At 69.9% G+C, this 13,306-nt stretch carries 15 protein-coding genes; 10 read left to right on the top strand and 5 right to left on the bottom strand.

Features of this window, described 5'->3' with window-relative positions:
• Window positions 1–5: 5 nt before the first annotated feature.
• The 3 genes from ACWDEX_RS29680 to ACWDEX_RS29670 all read right to left on the bottom strand — a co-directional run bounded on the left by ACWDEX_RS29680 (window position 6) and on the right by ACWDEX_RS29670 (window position 1,240).
• Entirely contained in the window at window positions 6–284 is a 279-nt protein-coding gene (locus ACWDEX_RS29680) for a hypothetical protein (protein WP_450467445.1), read from the bottom strand.
• 135 nt (window positions 285–419) lie between these two features.
• The gene (locus ACWDEX_RS29675) at window positions 420–1,073 is read right to left on the bottom strand and encodes a response regulator (RefSeq protein WP_450467444.1); all 654 of its coding nucleotides are present in this window, start codon (window positions 1,071–1,073) and stop codon (window positions 420–422) included.
• Complete coding sequence (locus ACWDEX_RS29670) at window positions 1,073–1,240, bottom strand: hypothetical protein (protein ID WP_450467443.1); 168 nt, start codon at window positions 1,238–1,240, stop codon at window positions 1,073–1,075. The genes ACWDEX_RS29675 and ACWDEX_RS29670 overlap by 1 nt, the downstream gene beginning before the upstream one ends.
• 75 nt (window positions 1,241–1,315) lie before the next feature.
• Between ACWDEX_RS29670 and ACWDEX_RS29665 the strand changes: the two genes are divergently transcribed.
• From ACWDEX_RS29665 to ACWDEX_RS29645, 5 genes are all read left to right on the top strand, one after another.
• Complete coding sequence (locus ACWDEX_RS29665; RefSeq protein WP_450467441.1) at window positions 1,316–1,801, top strand: cation:proton antiporter regulatory subunit; 486 nt, start codon at window positions 1,316–1,318, stop codon at window positions 1,799–1,801.
• A gap of 4 nt (window positions 1,802–1,805) precedes the next feature.
• On the top strand, window positions 1,806–3,080 hold the full coding sequence (locus ACWDEX_RS29660; protein ID WP_450467440.1) for a cation:proton antiporter: 1,275 nt from the start codon (window positions 1,806–1,808) through the stop codon (window positions 3,078–3,080).
• A 28-nt stretch (window positions 3,081–3,108) separates the two neighbouring features.
• Window positions 3,109–3,339, top strand: a complete 231-nt coding sequence (locus tag ACWDEX_RS29655; protein WP_450467439.1) for a hypothetical protein — start codon at window positions 3,109–3,111, stop codon at window positions 3,337–3,339.
• A gap of 197 nt (window positions 3,340–3,536) precedes the next feature.
• Window positions 3,537–4,403: an ion transporter gene (locus tag ACWDEX_RS29650; RefSeq protein WP_450467438.1), complete on the top strand. Its 867-nt coding sequence runs from the start codon at window positions 3,537–3,539 to the stop codon at window positions 4,401–4,403.
• Window positions 4,404–4,558: 155 nt separating this feature from the next.
• Entirely contained in the window at window positions 4,559–5,560 is a 1,002-nt protein-coding gene (locus ACWDEX_RS29645) for a TAXI family TRAP transporter solute-binding subunit (protein ID WP_450467437.1), read from the top strand.
• Window positions 5,561–5,596: 36 nt separating this feature from the next.
• On the opposite strand, the gene ACWDEX_RS29640 is transcribed toward ACWDEX_RS29645, so the two are convergent.
• On the bottom strand, window positions 5,597–7,018 hold the full coding sequence (locus tag ACWDEX_RS29640) for an ATP-binding protein (RefSeq protein WP_450467436.1): 1,422 nt from the start codon (window positions 7,016–7,018) through the stop codon (window positions 5,597–5,599).
• Window positions 7,019–7,027: 9 nt separating this feature from the next.
• Window positions 7,028–7,714 (bottom strand): response regulator transcription factor, encoded by a 687-nt coding sequence (locus tag ACWDEX_RS29635; protein ID WP_450467434.1) that lies wholly within the window; start codon window positions 7,712–7,714, stop codon window positions 7,028–7,030.
• Window positions 7,715–8,053: 339 nt separating this feature from the next.
• Between ACWDEX_RS29635 and ACWDEX_RS29630 the strand changes: the two genes are divergently transcribed.
• The 5 genes from ACWDEX_RS29630 to ACWDEX_RS29610 all read left to right on the top strand — a co-directional run bounded on the left by ACWDEX_RS29630 (window position 8,054) and on the right by ACWDEX_RS29610 (window position 13,305).
• Window positions 8,054–8,830: an amino acid ABC transporter ATP-binding protein gene (locus ACWDEX_RS29630; RefSeq protein ID WP_450467433.1), complete on the top strand. Its 777-nt coding sequence runs from the start codon at window positions 8,054–8,056 to the stop codon at window positions 8,828–8,830.
• Between the two features lie 147 nt (window positions 8,831–8,977).
• Entirely contained in the window at window positions 8,978–9,811 is an 834-nt protein-coding gene (locus ACWDEX_RS29625; protein WP_450467431.1) for a glutamate ABC transporter substrate-binding protein, read from the top strand.
• Window positions 9,812–9,888: 77 nt separating this feature from the next.
• Window positions 9,889–10,554, top strand: coding sequence for an amino acid ABC transporter permease (locus ACWDEX_RS29620; RefSeq protein ID WP_450467430.1), 666 nt, complete (start codon window positions 9,889–9,891; stop codon window positions 10,552–10,554).
• A complete protein-coding gene (locus tag ACWDEX_RS29615) occupies window positions 10,551–11,432 on the top strand; it encodes an amino acid ABC transporter permease (RefSeq protein ID WP_450467428.1) in 882 nt (293 codons plus the stop codon). The genes ACWDEX_RS29620 and ACWDEX_RS29615 overlap by 4 nt, the downstream gene beginning before the upstream one ends.
• A 190-nt stretch (window positions 11,433–11,622) precedes the next feature.
• Entirely contained in the window at window positions 11,623–13,305 is a 1,683-nt protein-coding gene (locus ACWDEX_RS29610) for an FAD-dependent monooxygenase (protein WP_450467427.1), read from the top strand.
• Window position 13,306: the final 1 nt, after the last annotated feature.

The raw sequence follows: 13,306 nt of genomic DNA, 5'->3' as shown, positions 1-13,306 counted from the left end.
ACCGGTCAGGTTTCGATCACGGCATCGCATTCCGGGCAGACCAGGGACGCGTACTCCGTGGGGTACCAGGGCCCTTCAGGGTGTGCGGAGGGCTCCCCGTGGGCCGCCTCCATGGCGAAGGTGTCCTTGCCGCAGAGGGTGCGCGGTCCCGCGATGGTGCGCGAGCCGGGGGCCGCGGGGGCCGCGTGAACCTTGCGGACGCGCCGTTCCGCCCCACTCGGCGACCCCGGGGAGGGGCGCGTTGCCACCGGCCTGTCGAGTTCGTAGACGACGATCTCGCTCATGTATCCACCGTAGGCGGCCCACGTCACGGCGTGCGGAAACCGGAGCTGCGCGTCGGTGACGGCGATGACAAGCCGTGTCCCGAGCGGGAGGACAAAGGGGCGCCGTCCACCGCCGGCGGCTGGATCAGGGCAGGGTCAGGGCTCGATCAGGCCGGCTCGGATCGCGTAGCGCGTGAGGTCCAGGCGGTCGCGCATGCCCAGCTTCTGCAGCAGGTTCGCGCGGTGCCGCTCGACCGTTTTCACGCTGATGAAGAGGAGTTCGCCGATCTCCTTGGAAGTGTGGCCCTCGGCGACCAGTTTGAGGATCTCCTCCTCGCGGTCGGTGATGGTCCGCTCGGGCAGGCCGTCGCCTCGATGGAGGCGCTCGAGGTAGGTACGTACGAGGGCCCGCTCGACGCCGGGGTAGATGAACGGCTGGTCGCGCACCGCCGCCCGGCACGCCTCGACCAGGTCACGGTCGGCGACCGACTTCAGGACGTAGCCGCAGGCGCCCGCCTTGAGCGCCTCGAAGAAGTACTGCTCGTTGTCGTGCATGGTCAGGATGAGGATGCGCAGGTCGGGGAGTCTGCGGGAGAGTTCGCGGGCCGCCTGCAGTCCGGTCATCCTCGGCATGGCGATGTCCAGCACCGCCAGGTCGACGTCCGTGGTCCGGCTCAGTGTCACGGCCTCGGCGCCGTCACCGGCCTCGGCGACGACCGCGAGGTCCGGTTCGGCGTCCAGGATGAGACGTACGCCACGGCGTACGAGCGCGTGGTCGTCGGCGAGGAGGACGCGGGTCGGCACCGGCATCAGCGACCGCCTCCCATCGGCACTGTCGCCCCCGGCCCGCCACCGGACCGCCAACTGCCCTTGGCCCACAGGTCGCCGGACGGACCGTCACCGACCGACGGCCACACCACCGCCCCGGTGACCTTCCCCGCCGTCCGCCCTCCGCGTCCATCCGTCATGACACCCATGTGAACACCGTACGAGCAATGACAGCATGGCAGCCTTGTATGTACACCCGTACAACCATGAGCAAGGGAAGAAACGTGTCTGCTCCACGCCTCCGGACGACGCCGCTGCCGGGCATCGGGGTCCAGTACGACCTCGTGACGCGAGAACACCGCCATCTGTCGGTGGTGGCTCACCGGGACGGCGCACGCACCGTGAGCGTGTACCGAGCCGACGACCCCGACTCCTGCGCCCAGTCGCTGCGCCTGTCCGGCTCCGAGGCGGGGGCGCTGATCGACGCCCTCAAGCCGTCCCACCACAGCGCCAGCCTGCTGTACACCACCGACCTGGGACTGGTCGCCGAGCGCATCGAGGTTTCTGCCACGTCCCGTTGGAACGGGCGGCTGCTCGGTGACACCCGGATGCGGACCGAGACCGGGACGTCGATCGTGGCGGTGCTGCGCCGCGCCGAGGCGATTCCCTCGCCCACGCCGGACTTCCGCCTCGCGGGCGGCGACCGGCTCATCGTGATCGGCACCCGCGAGGGCGTGGACGCCGCCGTGGCGATCCTCGGGCAGGAGTGAAGGGGTGCACTCTGCTGTCCTACTGATCGAGTTCGGTTCCATCATCCTCGCCCTCGGCCTGCTCGGCCGGTTCGCCGCCCGGCTGCGGTTCTCCCCCATCCCGCTGTACCTGCTCGCGGGTCTGGCCTTCGGTGAGGGCGGGCTGCTCCCGCTCGGCGCGAGCGAGGAGTTCGTCGCGACCGGCGCCGAAATCGGCGTCATCCTGCTGCTGCTGATGCTCGGCCTGGAGTACACGGCCAGCGATCTCGTCTCCAACCTCAAGACGCACTACCCGTCGGGCCTGGTCGACTGCGCGCTCAACGCCCTGCCCGGCGCGATCGCCGCGCTGCTGCTCGGCTGGGGCCCGGTGGCCGCCGTGGTCCTCGCGGGCGTGACCTGGATCTCGTCCTCGGGTGTCATCGCCAAGGTACTGGGCGACCTGGGCCGGGTCGGCAACCGTGAGACACCGGTGATCCTCAGCATCCTCGTCCTCGAGGACCTGGCGATGGCCGTCTACCTCCCGATCATCACCGCGCTGGTCGCGGGCGCGGGTCTGGCCGCCGGCAGTCTGACGCTGGCGATCGCGCTGGGGGTGGCCGGGCTCGTCCTGTTCGTGGCCGTCCGCTACGGCCGGGTCATCTCGCGATTCGTCTCCAGTGACGACCCGGAGAAGCTGCTGCTGGTCGTGCTGGGTCTGACGATCCTGGTCGCCGGCATAGCCCAGCAGCTCCAGGTGTCCGCGGCGGTCGGGGCGTTCCTGGTCGGCATCGCCCTGTCGGGGGAGGTCGCCGAGGGCGCGCACACACTGCTCAGCCCGCTGCGGGACCTGTTCGCCGCGATGTTCTTCGTCTTCTTCGGGCTGCACACCGACCCGAACAGCATCCCTCCGGTACTGCTGCCCGCGCTCGCGCTGGCCGTGGTCACCGCACTGACGAAGATCGCGACGGGGTACTGGGCGGCACGCCGGTCCGGAATCTCCGTCAAGGGCCGCTGGCGGGCGGGCGGTGCGCTCGTGGCGCGCGGTGAGTTCTCGATCGTCATCGCGGGGCTCGCGGTGGCGGCGGGCATCGAGCCCTCGCTCGGCCCGCTGGCGACGGCGTACGTCCTGATCCTGGTCATCCTCGGTCCCCTGACGGCCCGTTACACCGAGCCCCTGGCGGCGCGACTGGGCGGCATCATCGGCCGCCGGAGCCCCGCGCCCCGACCTCTGGGAGCGGAGGGCGAACCCGGGCTGCACCTGCCGACGGACGAGTCAAGTGATGCAGCTCACAGCAACTCCGAGGCCGCGCACAACAATTAAGGTATTGCGCAACCGTTAAAGTGCAGACATGGACCCCCATGTCTCTACGCCGTGGGAAACGGCGGTACTCGCTGGAGGGCCGGCCGACGGCCTGCGTATGCAGGTCGCGGGTCGGCCCTCGGTGCTGCAGGTGACCTACCCCTGCCGGGCCGAGGCTCCGGCAGGCGGCGCACAGGTGTCGGCGCTGTATGTCTACCGGCGTCGATTCGGCGCGCGCAGCGAGCCGCTGAGCTACGGGTACGACGGCGCCAGCCCCTGACGCGCCGACGGTCGGGCCGAACAGGCGGGGTAGCCCTGGACGGCGGGCTCGGTCGCCCGCGCCCGCCGACGGCCCACCACCCGTGACCACACGATCCACAGTGCTGTAGAAGTCTCTCCAGAAGCAAGATCGCTCAGCAGGCCCGCCCGTCACCCCGGTCGGCGGCCTCGTGCGGCACGGAGGGACAGACGAGCAGGATGACGGACGTGACCGCCGGGCGGCCCTCCGCCCGCGAGACACTGGCGCGGCGATGCCGTGCCCTCACCGGGACGCGCTGGTTCGCCGTCACCGTCTTCGCGCTGATTCTGGTGAACGCCGGGCTCCTCGGCCTGGAGACGTACAGCGGTGTGGCCGACGACTGGCAGCACTGGTTACGGCTCGCCGAGCACATCTGCGTCGCCGCGTTCACCGTGGAGATCCTGCTGCGGCTCGCGGCCCACGCGGACCGTCCGGCGGACTTCTTCCGCGACCCGTGGAACCTGTTCGACCTCGCCGTCGTGGTGAGCGCGTTCCTGCCGGTGTTCCGCGAGAACACCACGGTCCTGCGACTCCTGCGGCTGGCCCGTGTCCTGCGTACCGCCCGTTTCCTGCCCCAGTTGCGCATCGTGATGGTGGCGGTGGTCCGCAGTCTGCCCGGCACCCTGAGCTTCCTGATGGTCGGGGCCCTGCTGCTGTACGTGTACGCCATGGTCGGCTGGGTCTTCTTCGCCCGCGCCGACCCCGAGCACTACGGCTCCATAGGCCGCGCCGTCCTCACCCTCTTCCTGCTGATGACCCTGGACGGGATCGGCGACGCGGTCCACGCGGGCCTGGAGGTCTCGCGCTGGAGCATCGTGTACTACGCCTCGTACGTCCTGCTCGCCTCCTTCGTCCTCGTCAACGTTCTGATCGGCGTCGTCATCAACTCCCTCGACGAGGCCCGCGACCTGGAGACGGCGCAGCAGCCCGAGGCGCCACAGCCGTCCGCACTGCGCGACCGCATCGCCACGGTCCGCCGCGCGCTGGACGACCTGGAGCGCGAACTCGACCTGCCGCAACCGCCCGAATCCGGGCATCCGATGTAGCCGGCCCGGGGGCTTCGCGACGTGTCAGGCCACAAGGCCGCCGGGAGAAGGCACGTCCGGTGGCCCCACCGGCCACCGGCGCCGGTCCCCTTTCGTGTTCCCGATGTGACCCCTGCCCTGGTCAGCGGTGTGTGCGGGCTGGCAGGATCGCGCGCATGCTCCAGGTGTTCCCCCGTATCGGCAGGCGCCGCGCGCTGCTGGGCTCCGCGGCCGCGTGCGCGGTCTTCGGGCTGCTGCTGTGGTGGCTGCTGCCGATCGGCGCGAATCCCCCGCACGGCACGGTCACCTTGAGCACCGGCACCCCGACCGGCGTCTACCAGAAATACGGCGTCCTGCTGCGGAACGCGATCGCCAAGGACCTGCCGGAGCTGGACATACGGCTGCTGAACAGCGACGGGTCGCAGGAGAACGTGCGGCGGGTGGCCACGGGCAAGGCCGACTTCACGATCGCGGCGGCCGACGCGGTGGAGGCGTACACGCTGGAGAACAAGCCGGGTGCCGACCGACTGCGCGGCTGCGCACGGCTGTACGACGACTATGTGCACCTGGTGGTGCCGCGCTCGTCTCCCGTGCAGTCCGTGGCGGACCTGAAGGGCCGCACGGTCGCCGTCGGGCCCGGCGGCTCGGGAGTGCGGCTGATCGCCGACCATGTGCTCACGGCGGCCGGGCTCGATCCGAAGACGGACATCACACCGCTGTCCGACGGCATCGGGACCATGCCCGCCCTGCTGAAGCAGCACCGGGCCGACGCGTTCTTCTGGTCGGGCGGACTACCCACCGGCGCGATCACGGAACTGTCCAAGGGCTTCGGGATCCGGCTGGTGCCGATCGGCAGCGATCTGGTGGCGAAACTGCACGCGCAGGGCGGCGCCTCGCGCTACTACCGGGCCGCGGTGATGCCCGCCGACGCCTATCCGTTGACCGAGAGCGGCGACTCCTCCGTGCAGACCCTGGCCGTCGCCAACATCCTGGTGACCCGTGAGGACATGAACGCGAACCTCACCGAGAAGCTCACCCGCGCGGTGATCGACAGCCGCGACCGCATCGGCGCCCAGGTCCACGCGGCCCAATTGGTGGACCTGCGCTCGGCCATCTACACGGATCCGCTGGAGCTGCACGTGGGCGCGCGACGGTACTACCAGTCCGTGAAGCCGTAGCTGCGGACAGTGGGATCGGGGACGGCAGGGGCGTTGTCACCCGCCGTCCCGGCTGACGTACGTCACCGTCCGCGGAACCGTCACCGTCACCTTCAGCCCGTGCGGCTCGTGGCGCGCGTACGCGATCGACCCGCCGCCCGCCGCCAGCAGCGCCCGTGAGATCGACAGGCCGAGCCCCGATCCCTTGATGTTCTGGTGCGCCGGGCTGCGCCAGAACCGGTCGCCGACGCGGGCCAGCTCCTCGTCGCCGAGTCCGGGACCGCCGTCGGTGACCACCACCGTGGCGGTCTCGCCGCTCGCCTCGACCCGCACCTCGACGCGCTGTCCCCCGGGTGTGAACTTCACCGCGTTGTCGATGACCGCGTCCAGCGCGCTGGACAGCGTGACCGGGTCGGCCCAGGCGGTGGTGGCCGGGCAGCTCCCGGTCAGCAGTACGCCCTTGGCCTTGGCGGCCGGGCCCCAGGCCGCGACGCGTTCGGCGGCCAGCGCACCGATGTCGGTGATCTGGAGGTCCGCCTCGGCGTGCTCGGCGAGCGCAAGGTCGAGCAGGTCGTCCAGGACCTGTGCGAGGCGCTTGCCCTCCGTGCGGACCGAGGCGATCTCCTCGTTGCCCTCGGGCAGTTCCAGGGCGAGCAGCTCTATGCGCAGCAGCAGCGCTGACAGCGGGTTGCGCAACTGGTGGGAGGCGTCGGCGACGAAGGCACGCTGCTGCTCCAGAACGCTTTCGACGTTGTCCGCCATCTCGTTGAAGGACCGAGCCAGCCGCCGGAGCTCCGGCGGCCCGCCGGCCGCCGCGACCCGGGACTTGAGGCTGCCGGTCGCGATGTCGTGGGTCGTGGCGTCCAGGATCCGTACGGGCCTGAGCACCCAGCCGGTCAGCCGCAGCGCCGCCCCCACGGCGAGCAGCATCGCGGCGCTCTCACCGGCCCCGATGAGCAGCCAGCCGTCGAGGATCCTCGAACGAAGCTGCCCGGTGGGCGAGTCGGTGACGACGACCGCGACGACGTCACCGTCACGGATGACCGGGGAGGCGACCACGAGCCCGCTGTCCTGCCACGGCCAGACCTGCTCGGGGTCGTGGCTGCGGCGCCCGAGCAGGGCTTCGTTGAAGGCGTCACGGCCCTCTCCCACCCCGGGCAGGTACCAGTTCTCAGGCGCGTTGGCCATGGGCATGTCGTCGCGGTAGAAGACCCCGGCCCGGATGCCGTAGACGCTGTAGTACATGGCGAGTTCCTTGCGCAGGGTCTCGCCGCGCTCGTCCGTGACGCCCACCCGGGAGCCGGTGGGCCGGTTGGTGACGAACTGCGCGAGGGCCGCGAAGCGCGCGGTGTCGTCGATGCGGTCGACGACGACGCGCTGCTGCTCCGCCGCCGCGAGGCTCACCGCGAGCGGCACGCCGAGCGCGAGCAGCACGGCCGCCATGAGGACGATGAGCAGCGGAAGCAGTCGTGCGCGCACGCGTACCCGCTAAGCGGCCGGGGCGACGAGCCGGTAGCCGACGCCCCGCACCGTCTCGATCAGCGCCGGCATGCGCAGCTTGGAGCGCAGCGAGGCCACATGCACCTCCAGGGTGCGCCCGGTCCCCTCCCAACTGGTGCGCCACACCTCGCTGATGATCTGCTCACGACGGAACACCACACCAGGGCGCTGTGCCATCAGCGCGAGCAGGTCGAACTCCTTGCGGGTCAGCTGGATCAGCGAGCCGTCCACGCTGACCTGGCGGGTGGGGAGTTCGATACGCACGGGGCCGAGGTGAAGCGCGGTCCGGGTGGAGCCGGTGTCGTCCTGGTGCGGGATGCGCCGGGCGACGGCGTGGATGCGGGCGAGCAGTTCCCCGGTGTCGTACGGCTTGACCACGTAGTCGTCGGCGCCGAGGTTGAGGCCGTGGATACGGGAGCGGACGTCGGAACGCGCGGTGACCATGATCACCGGAGTGCTGGTGCGCTTGCGGATCTTGCCGCACACCTCGTAGCCGTCCTGGTCGGGCAGGCCCAGGTCGAGCAGGACGACACCGAAGCCGGCGCCCTCCGGAACCAGCGCCTGCAAGGCCTCCTCGCCACTGCGGGCGTGCGTGACGTCGAAGCCGTGCCGGGACAGCACCGCGGACAGGGCGGCCGCCACGTGGTTGTCGTCCTCGACGAGGAGCAATCTCATGCCGGCCTCCTCCTGATTCCCGGCCCTACGGACCCTGGTTGCCCCCAGCCCGTACAACGGCCTGCTGTTGTTCTGCTCCGAAAGGCGTCCTGCATGCGAACGCGAGCACACGCGCGCGTGCACCAAGGCAGTGACGCCGACGAACAAGGACGGCGTCAAGAGGATTCCTGTTGTAAACGTCTTCCGTTATCCAGCCGGTACGTCTCGTCGCACGCCGAATACGACATGTGTCCGACCGCTACCGGATTGTGATGCTCAGATCTCCCTCAGATGTAATGACGTCTGTGCTGTGACTCACTACTGTCCTCCGCAACCAAGTGAGGACGGAGCAAGTCAGCAATGACCGAAGTATCGATGGTCAAGGACGCGGTGGCCGCGACCGACGAACTGGTCGCCCTGAAGAGCGTCAACAAGCACTTCGGCGCGTTGCACGTGCTCCAGGACATCGACCTGACCATCGCCCGGGGCGAGGTCGTCGTGGTCATCGGCCCCTCGGGGTCGGGAAAGTCCACCCTGTGCCGCACCATCAACCGCCTGGAGACCATAGATTCGGGCGAGATCCTGATCGACGGCAAGCCCCTGCCCCAGGAGGGCAAGGAGCTGGCCCGGCTGCGCGCCGACGTCGGCATGGTCTTCCAGTCCTTCAACCTCTTCGCGCACAAGACGGTGCTCGAGAACGTGATGCTGGGACAGATCAAGGTCCGCCGGAAGGACAAGCAGAAGGCCGAGGAACGGGCCCGGGAACTGCTCGACCGGGTCGGGGTGGGCGCGCAGGCCGACAAGTACCCCGCGCAACTGTCCGGCGGCCAGCAGCAGCGCGTCGCGATCGCGCGCGCGCTGGCCATGGACCCCAAGGTCATACTCTTCGACGAGCCGACGTCGGCCCTGGACCCCGAGATGATCAACGAAGTCCTGGAGGTCATGCAGCAGCTCGCCCAGGACGGCATGACGATGGTCGTCGTCACGCACGAGATGGGCTTCGCCCGGTCGGCCGCCAACCGGGTGGTCTTCATGGCCGACGGCCGCATCGTCGAAGAGGCCGCGCCGGAGCAGTTCTTCAACAACCCGCGCAGCGACCGGGCGAAGGACTTCCTGTCGAAGATCCTTCACCACTGACGCCCCACGTCACCGCCACCGGCGATCCACGTCACCGGCCGCCGACGGTCCGCTTCACGGGCCGCCGACGGTCCGCTTCACGGGCCGCCGGCGGTCCGCTTCACGGACCTCGGTCCGCATCTCTTCACCACGCAAAGGATGTTCACCATGAAGCTCCGCAAGGTCACCGCGGCCACGGCCGTCGTCCTCGCCCTCGCCGTCTCCGCCACTGCCTGCGGCAAGGACGACAAGAAGGACGGCGGTTCCTCCGGCGGCAAGAAGATCAAGATCGGCATCAAGTTCGACCAGCCCGGTCTCGGTCAGAAGACGCCGCAGGGATACACCGGCTTCGACGTGGACGTCGCCACCTACGTCGCCAAGGAGCTCGGCTACAGCGCGGACCAGATCGAGTGGAAGGAGTCGAAGAGCCTCGACCGCGAGACCATGCTGCAGCGCGGTGACGTCGACTTCATCGCCGCCACGTACTCGATCAACGACGAGCGCGAGAAGAAGGTCGACTTCGCCGGCCCGTACCTGCTCGCCCACCAGGACGTGCTGCTGCGCGCCGACGAGAGCGGCATCAAGGCGCCCAAGGACCTGAACTCGAAGAAGCTGTGTTCGGTGGCGGGCTCCACCTCGGCGCAGAACGTCCACGACAAGCTCGCCCCGAAGGCCAACCTCCAGGAGTACCCGACGTACTCGGCCTGTCTGTCGGGTCTGCAGAGCGGTGCGGTCGACGCGCTCACCACCGACGACTCGATCCTCGCCGGTTACGCCTCGCAGGCCGCCTTCAAGGGCAAGTTCAAGCTCGGCGGCTTCAAGATGACGAACGAGAACTACGGCATCGGCGTCAAGAAGGGCAGCGACCTCAAGGCGAAGATCAACACCGCCCTGGAGAAGATGGTCTCGGACGGTTCGTGGCAGAAGGCTGTGGACAAGAACCTCGGCCCCGCGAACTACAAGAACGAGCCCGCGCCGAAGATCGGCAACATCGTCAAGTAATCCGGGCCTGACATGGTGCGCCGTCCCTCGGGGGGCGGCGCACCGGGCCTGTCCGACACGCGGAAGCGCGGGACTTCATGTTCGACTTTCTTGATCACTACGACCTGCTGGGAGCGTTCTGGACGACGGTGCAGCTCACCGTCCTCTCCGCGATCGGCTCCCTGATCTGGGGCACGGTGCTGGCCGCCATGCGGGTCGGCCCGGTCCCGGTGATGCGCGGTTTCGGGGCCGCCTACGTGAACATCGTGCGGAACACCCCGCTGACCGTGATCATCCTGTTCACCGCGCTGGGCCTCAAGGACACCCTCGGCGTCCAGCTCGGCGCGACCGACTTCAAAGTCATCGGCTTCCGGCTCGCCGTGCTGGGCCTGACCGCCTACACCTCGGCGTTCGTGTGCGAGGCGCTGCGGGCGGGCATCAACACCGTGCCCGTCGGACAGGCGGAGGCGGCCCGTGCACTGGGTCTGAGCTTCACCCAGGTCCTCACGCTGGTGGTGCTGCCCCAAGCGTTCCGCTCGGTCGTGGGCCCGCTGACCAACGTACTGATCGCCCTCACCAAGAACACCACGGTGGCGGCGGCGATCGGTGTCACCGAGGCGGCCCTGCTGATGAAGAAGATGATCGAGAACGAGGCCCAGCTCCTGCTGATCTCCGCGGTGATCGCCTTCGGCTTCGTGTGTCTGACGCTGCCGACCGGCCTGATTCTCGGCTGGGTGGGCAAGAAGGTGGCGGTGAAGCGATGAGTTCCGTCCTTTACGACGCCCAGGGCCCCCGGGCCAAGCGGCGCAACGTCCTCTACACGGTGGCGTTCCTGGTCGTCGCGGCCGCCGTGCTGTGGTGGGTGATCACCGGCCTCAACGACAAGGACCAGCTCGCCTGGGACAAGTGGAAGCCGTACCTCGGCGGCACGGAGGCGTGGTCGACGTACATCTGGCCGGGTCTGCAGAACACGCTCGAGGCGGCGGCCCTCGCGATGCTCATCGCGCTGCCGCTCGGTGCGGTCCTCGGCATCGCACGGCTCTCGGAGCATGCCTGGATACGGCTCCCGGCCGCGGTCGTGGTGGAGTTCTTCCGGGCCATCCCGGTGCTCGTCCTCATGATCTTCGGCCTCGCCCTGTTCGCCGAATACACGAACGTCAGCTCGGACGACCGTCCGCTGTACGCCGTGGTCACGGGCCTGGTCCTCTACAACGCCTCGGTCCTCGCGGAGATCGTCCGGGCGGGCATCCTGTCCCTGCCGAAGGGGCAGGGGGAGGCCGCGCTGGCGATCGGTCTGCGCAAGAACCAGGTGATGCGGTTCATCCTGCTGCCGCAGGCGGTCACCGCGATGCTGCCGGCGATCGTCAGCCAGCTCGTCGTGATCGTGAAGGACACGGCGCTCGGTGGCGCGGTCCTCACCTTCCCCGAGCTGCTGGCGTCCGTCTCGCCGATGAGCTCGTACTACGGCGCCAACACCATCGCCAGCTTCACGATCGTGGCCGTCATCTTCATCGCCATCAACTTCGCCCTGACGACGTTCGCGAGCTGGCTGGAGAAGCGGCTCCGCCGGGGCAAGAAGTCGACCGGAGCGGTACTGCCCGCGGCGGCGGTCGCTGGGGCGGACTCCGGAGCTTCCGTCTGACGCCTGCTCAGTCCTGTTGCTCTACGGGGCAGTGGTGTGATCACCGCTGCCCCTGTCGCTTGACGCGGGCAGCGGCAATGGGTTGCATACGTTGTGTGATCGTGCACCCCGCTCCAACTGCCTGTTCCCTTGTGTTCCTCAAGAGGTCGGTGTTCCTCAGGACATCGCTCAGGGCAGGGGGCGCCGCGCCGTGGAACCGGTGATCATCGTCGGAGCGGGGCCCGTCGGGCTCTCGCTCGCGCTGGCGCTGGCACGCCAGGAGGTACCCTCCGTCGTCCTCGACGAGGGCCCGGGCAAGGACGAACACCGGGCCGCGCGCACCGTCGTACTCCGTGAGGACACCGCCGCGCTGATGGAGCGGCTGAGCGGGGTGCCACTCGCCGGGGCGGGACTGCGCTGGAGCGGCTGGCGGTCGATGCGGCGCAAGCAGGTGACCCGGGAGGTCGCCTTCGAGCCCGTCGGTGCGGCGCTGGAGCCCGAGGGTTCCGAGTGGCCCGAGAGCCGCAAGGGCGCGGTCGAAGGACCTGGCGCCGCCGTGGCGGGACCGGCCCCGCTGCACATCGCCCAGCACGCCCTCACGGGTGCGCTGCGCCAGGCCATCGCCGACCAGCCGCTGATCAACGTCGCCGTGGAGAGCCGGCTGGACTCCCTCGAACAGGAGCCGTCCGGTGTCACGGCCCACACCCGTGGCCCCCAGGGCACCTGGTGGCACGGCAGTTACCTGGTCGGCTGCGACGGATCGCGTTCAACCGTGCGCAAGCTGCTCGACATCCGCTTCCCGGGCCGCACGGCCGTGGAGCGGCACGCCGTGGCCGCCCTGCGCGCCGAACTGCCCCGGCCCGGCGAAGCGTTGCTGCACCGGATGCCGCCATGGCGGACATCGGGCCCCTCGGTCGGCGAGGTCACGGCGCGCCCCCTGCCCGATGGCGTATGGCGCCTGGACTGGCTGCTGCCACCGGGCAAGGACCTGGTCACACCCGAGGTGTTGCTGACCCTCGTCCGGGAGACCCTCGCGGGCTGGAGCGGGGGCTCGGACCCTGAGTACGACCTGCTGGACACAGGGGTCCACCTCGTCCACCACCGGCTCGCCCGCCGTTGGCGCGCCGGCCGGGTGTTCCTCGCCGGGGACGCCGCGCATCTGCTCGGCACGCTTGGCACCCAGAACCTGGACGAGGGGCTCAGGGACATCGACAACCTCGCCTGGAAGCTGGCTCTGGCCTGGCACCACGGCCCGCACCAGGCTCTGCTCGACAGCTACCAGGCGGAGCGCCGCGCGGTGGTCGCGGCCCGATTGCGCGCCGCCGACCAGGCCCTTCCGGCGCTGCGCGGCGGCGGGAGCCTGCGTTCGTACGTGCCGGGGTCCGCCCGCGGCCATGACGCGCTGCTCGCGGACGGCCATCTGGGGCTCGGCGCGCTGGGCGCGCCGGGGGCGTACGCGGCCTCGCGGCTCACGCCGCCGCGCACCGAGTCGGCAACGCCGCTGGAAACCGAGCCCGGCGCACAGGTCGTCAATGTGCGGGTGACGGCCGAGGACGGCTCCTTCGTACGGCTGCGGGACCGACTGGGGCACGGTGCGCTGCTGGTGGTGCTGGTCGCCCCGGGCACGGGCGTGTGGGAGCGCAAGCACTGGGTGTCGGCCGGGATCATGCCCCGGCTGGCTGCGGCGGTGACGGCCCTGCCGCACCCTGCGGAACTGCTGGTCGCCGAGGACTATCCGGGCGCGGCGGCGCACACGGTCCTGCTGATCCGCCCGGACGGCCATCTGGTCACGGCATTGAGCGGGGTCCGTCCCGCGGAGCTGTACCAGGCCGCGGAGGCGACACTGGGCGGCCCGGCGAAGGCGGAGGCGGAGGCCACGGCGAGCGCGAGCTGAC

The sequence above is a fragment of the Streptomyces sp. NPDC001020 genome (assembly GCF_053599115.1).
This window is presented reverse-complemented; position numbering and strand designations above follow the sequence as displayed.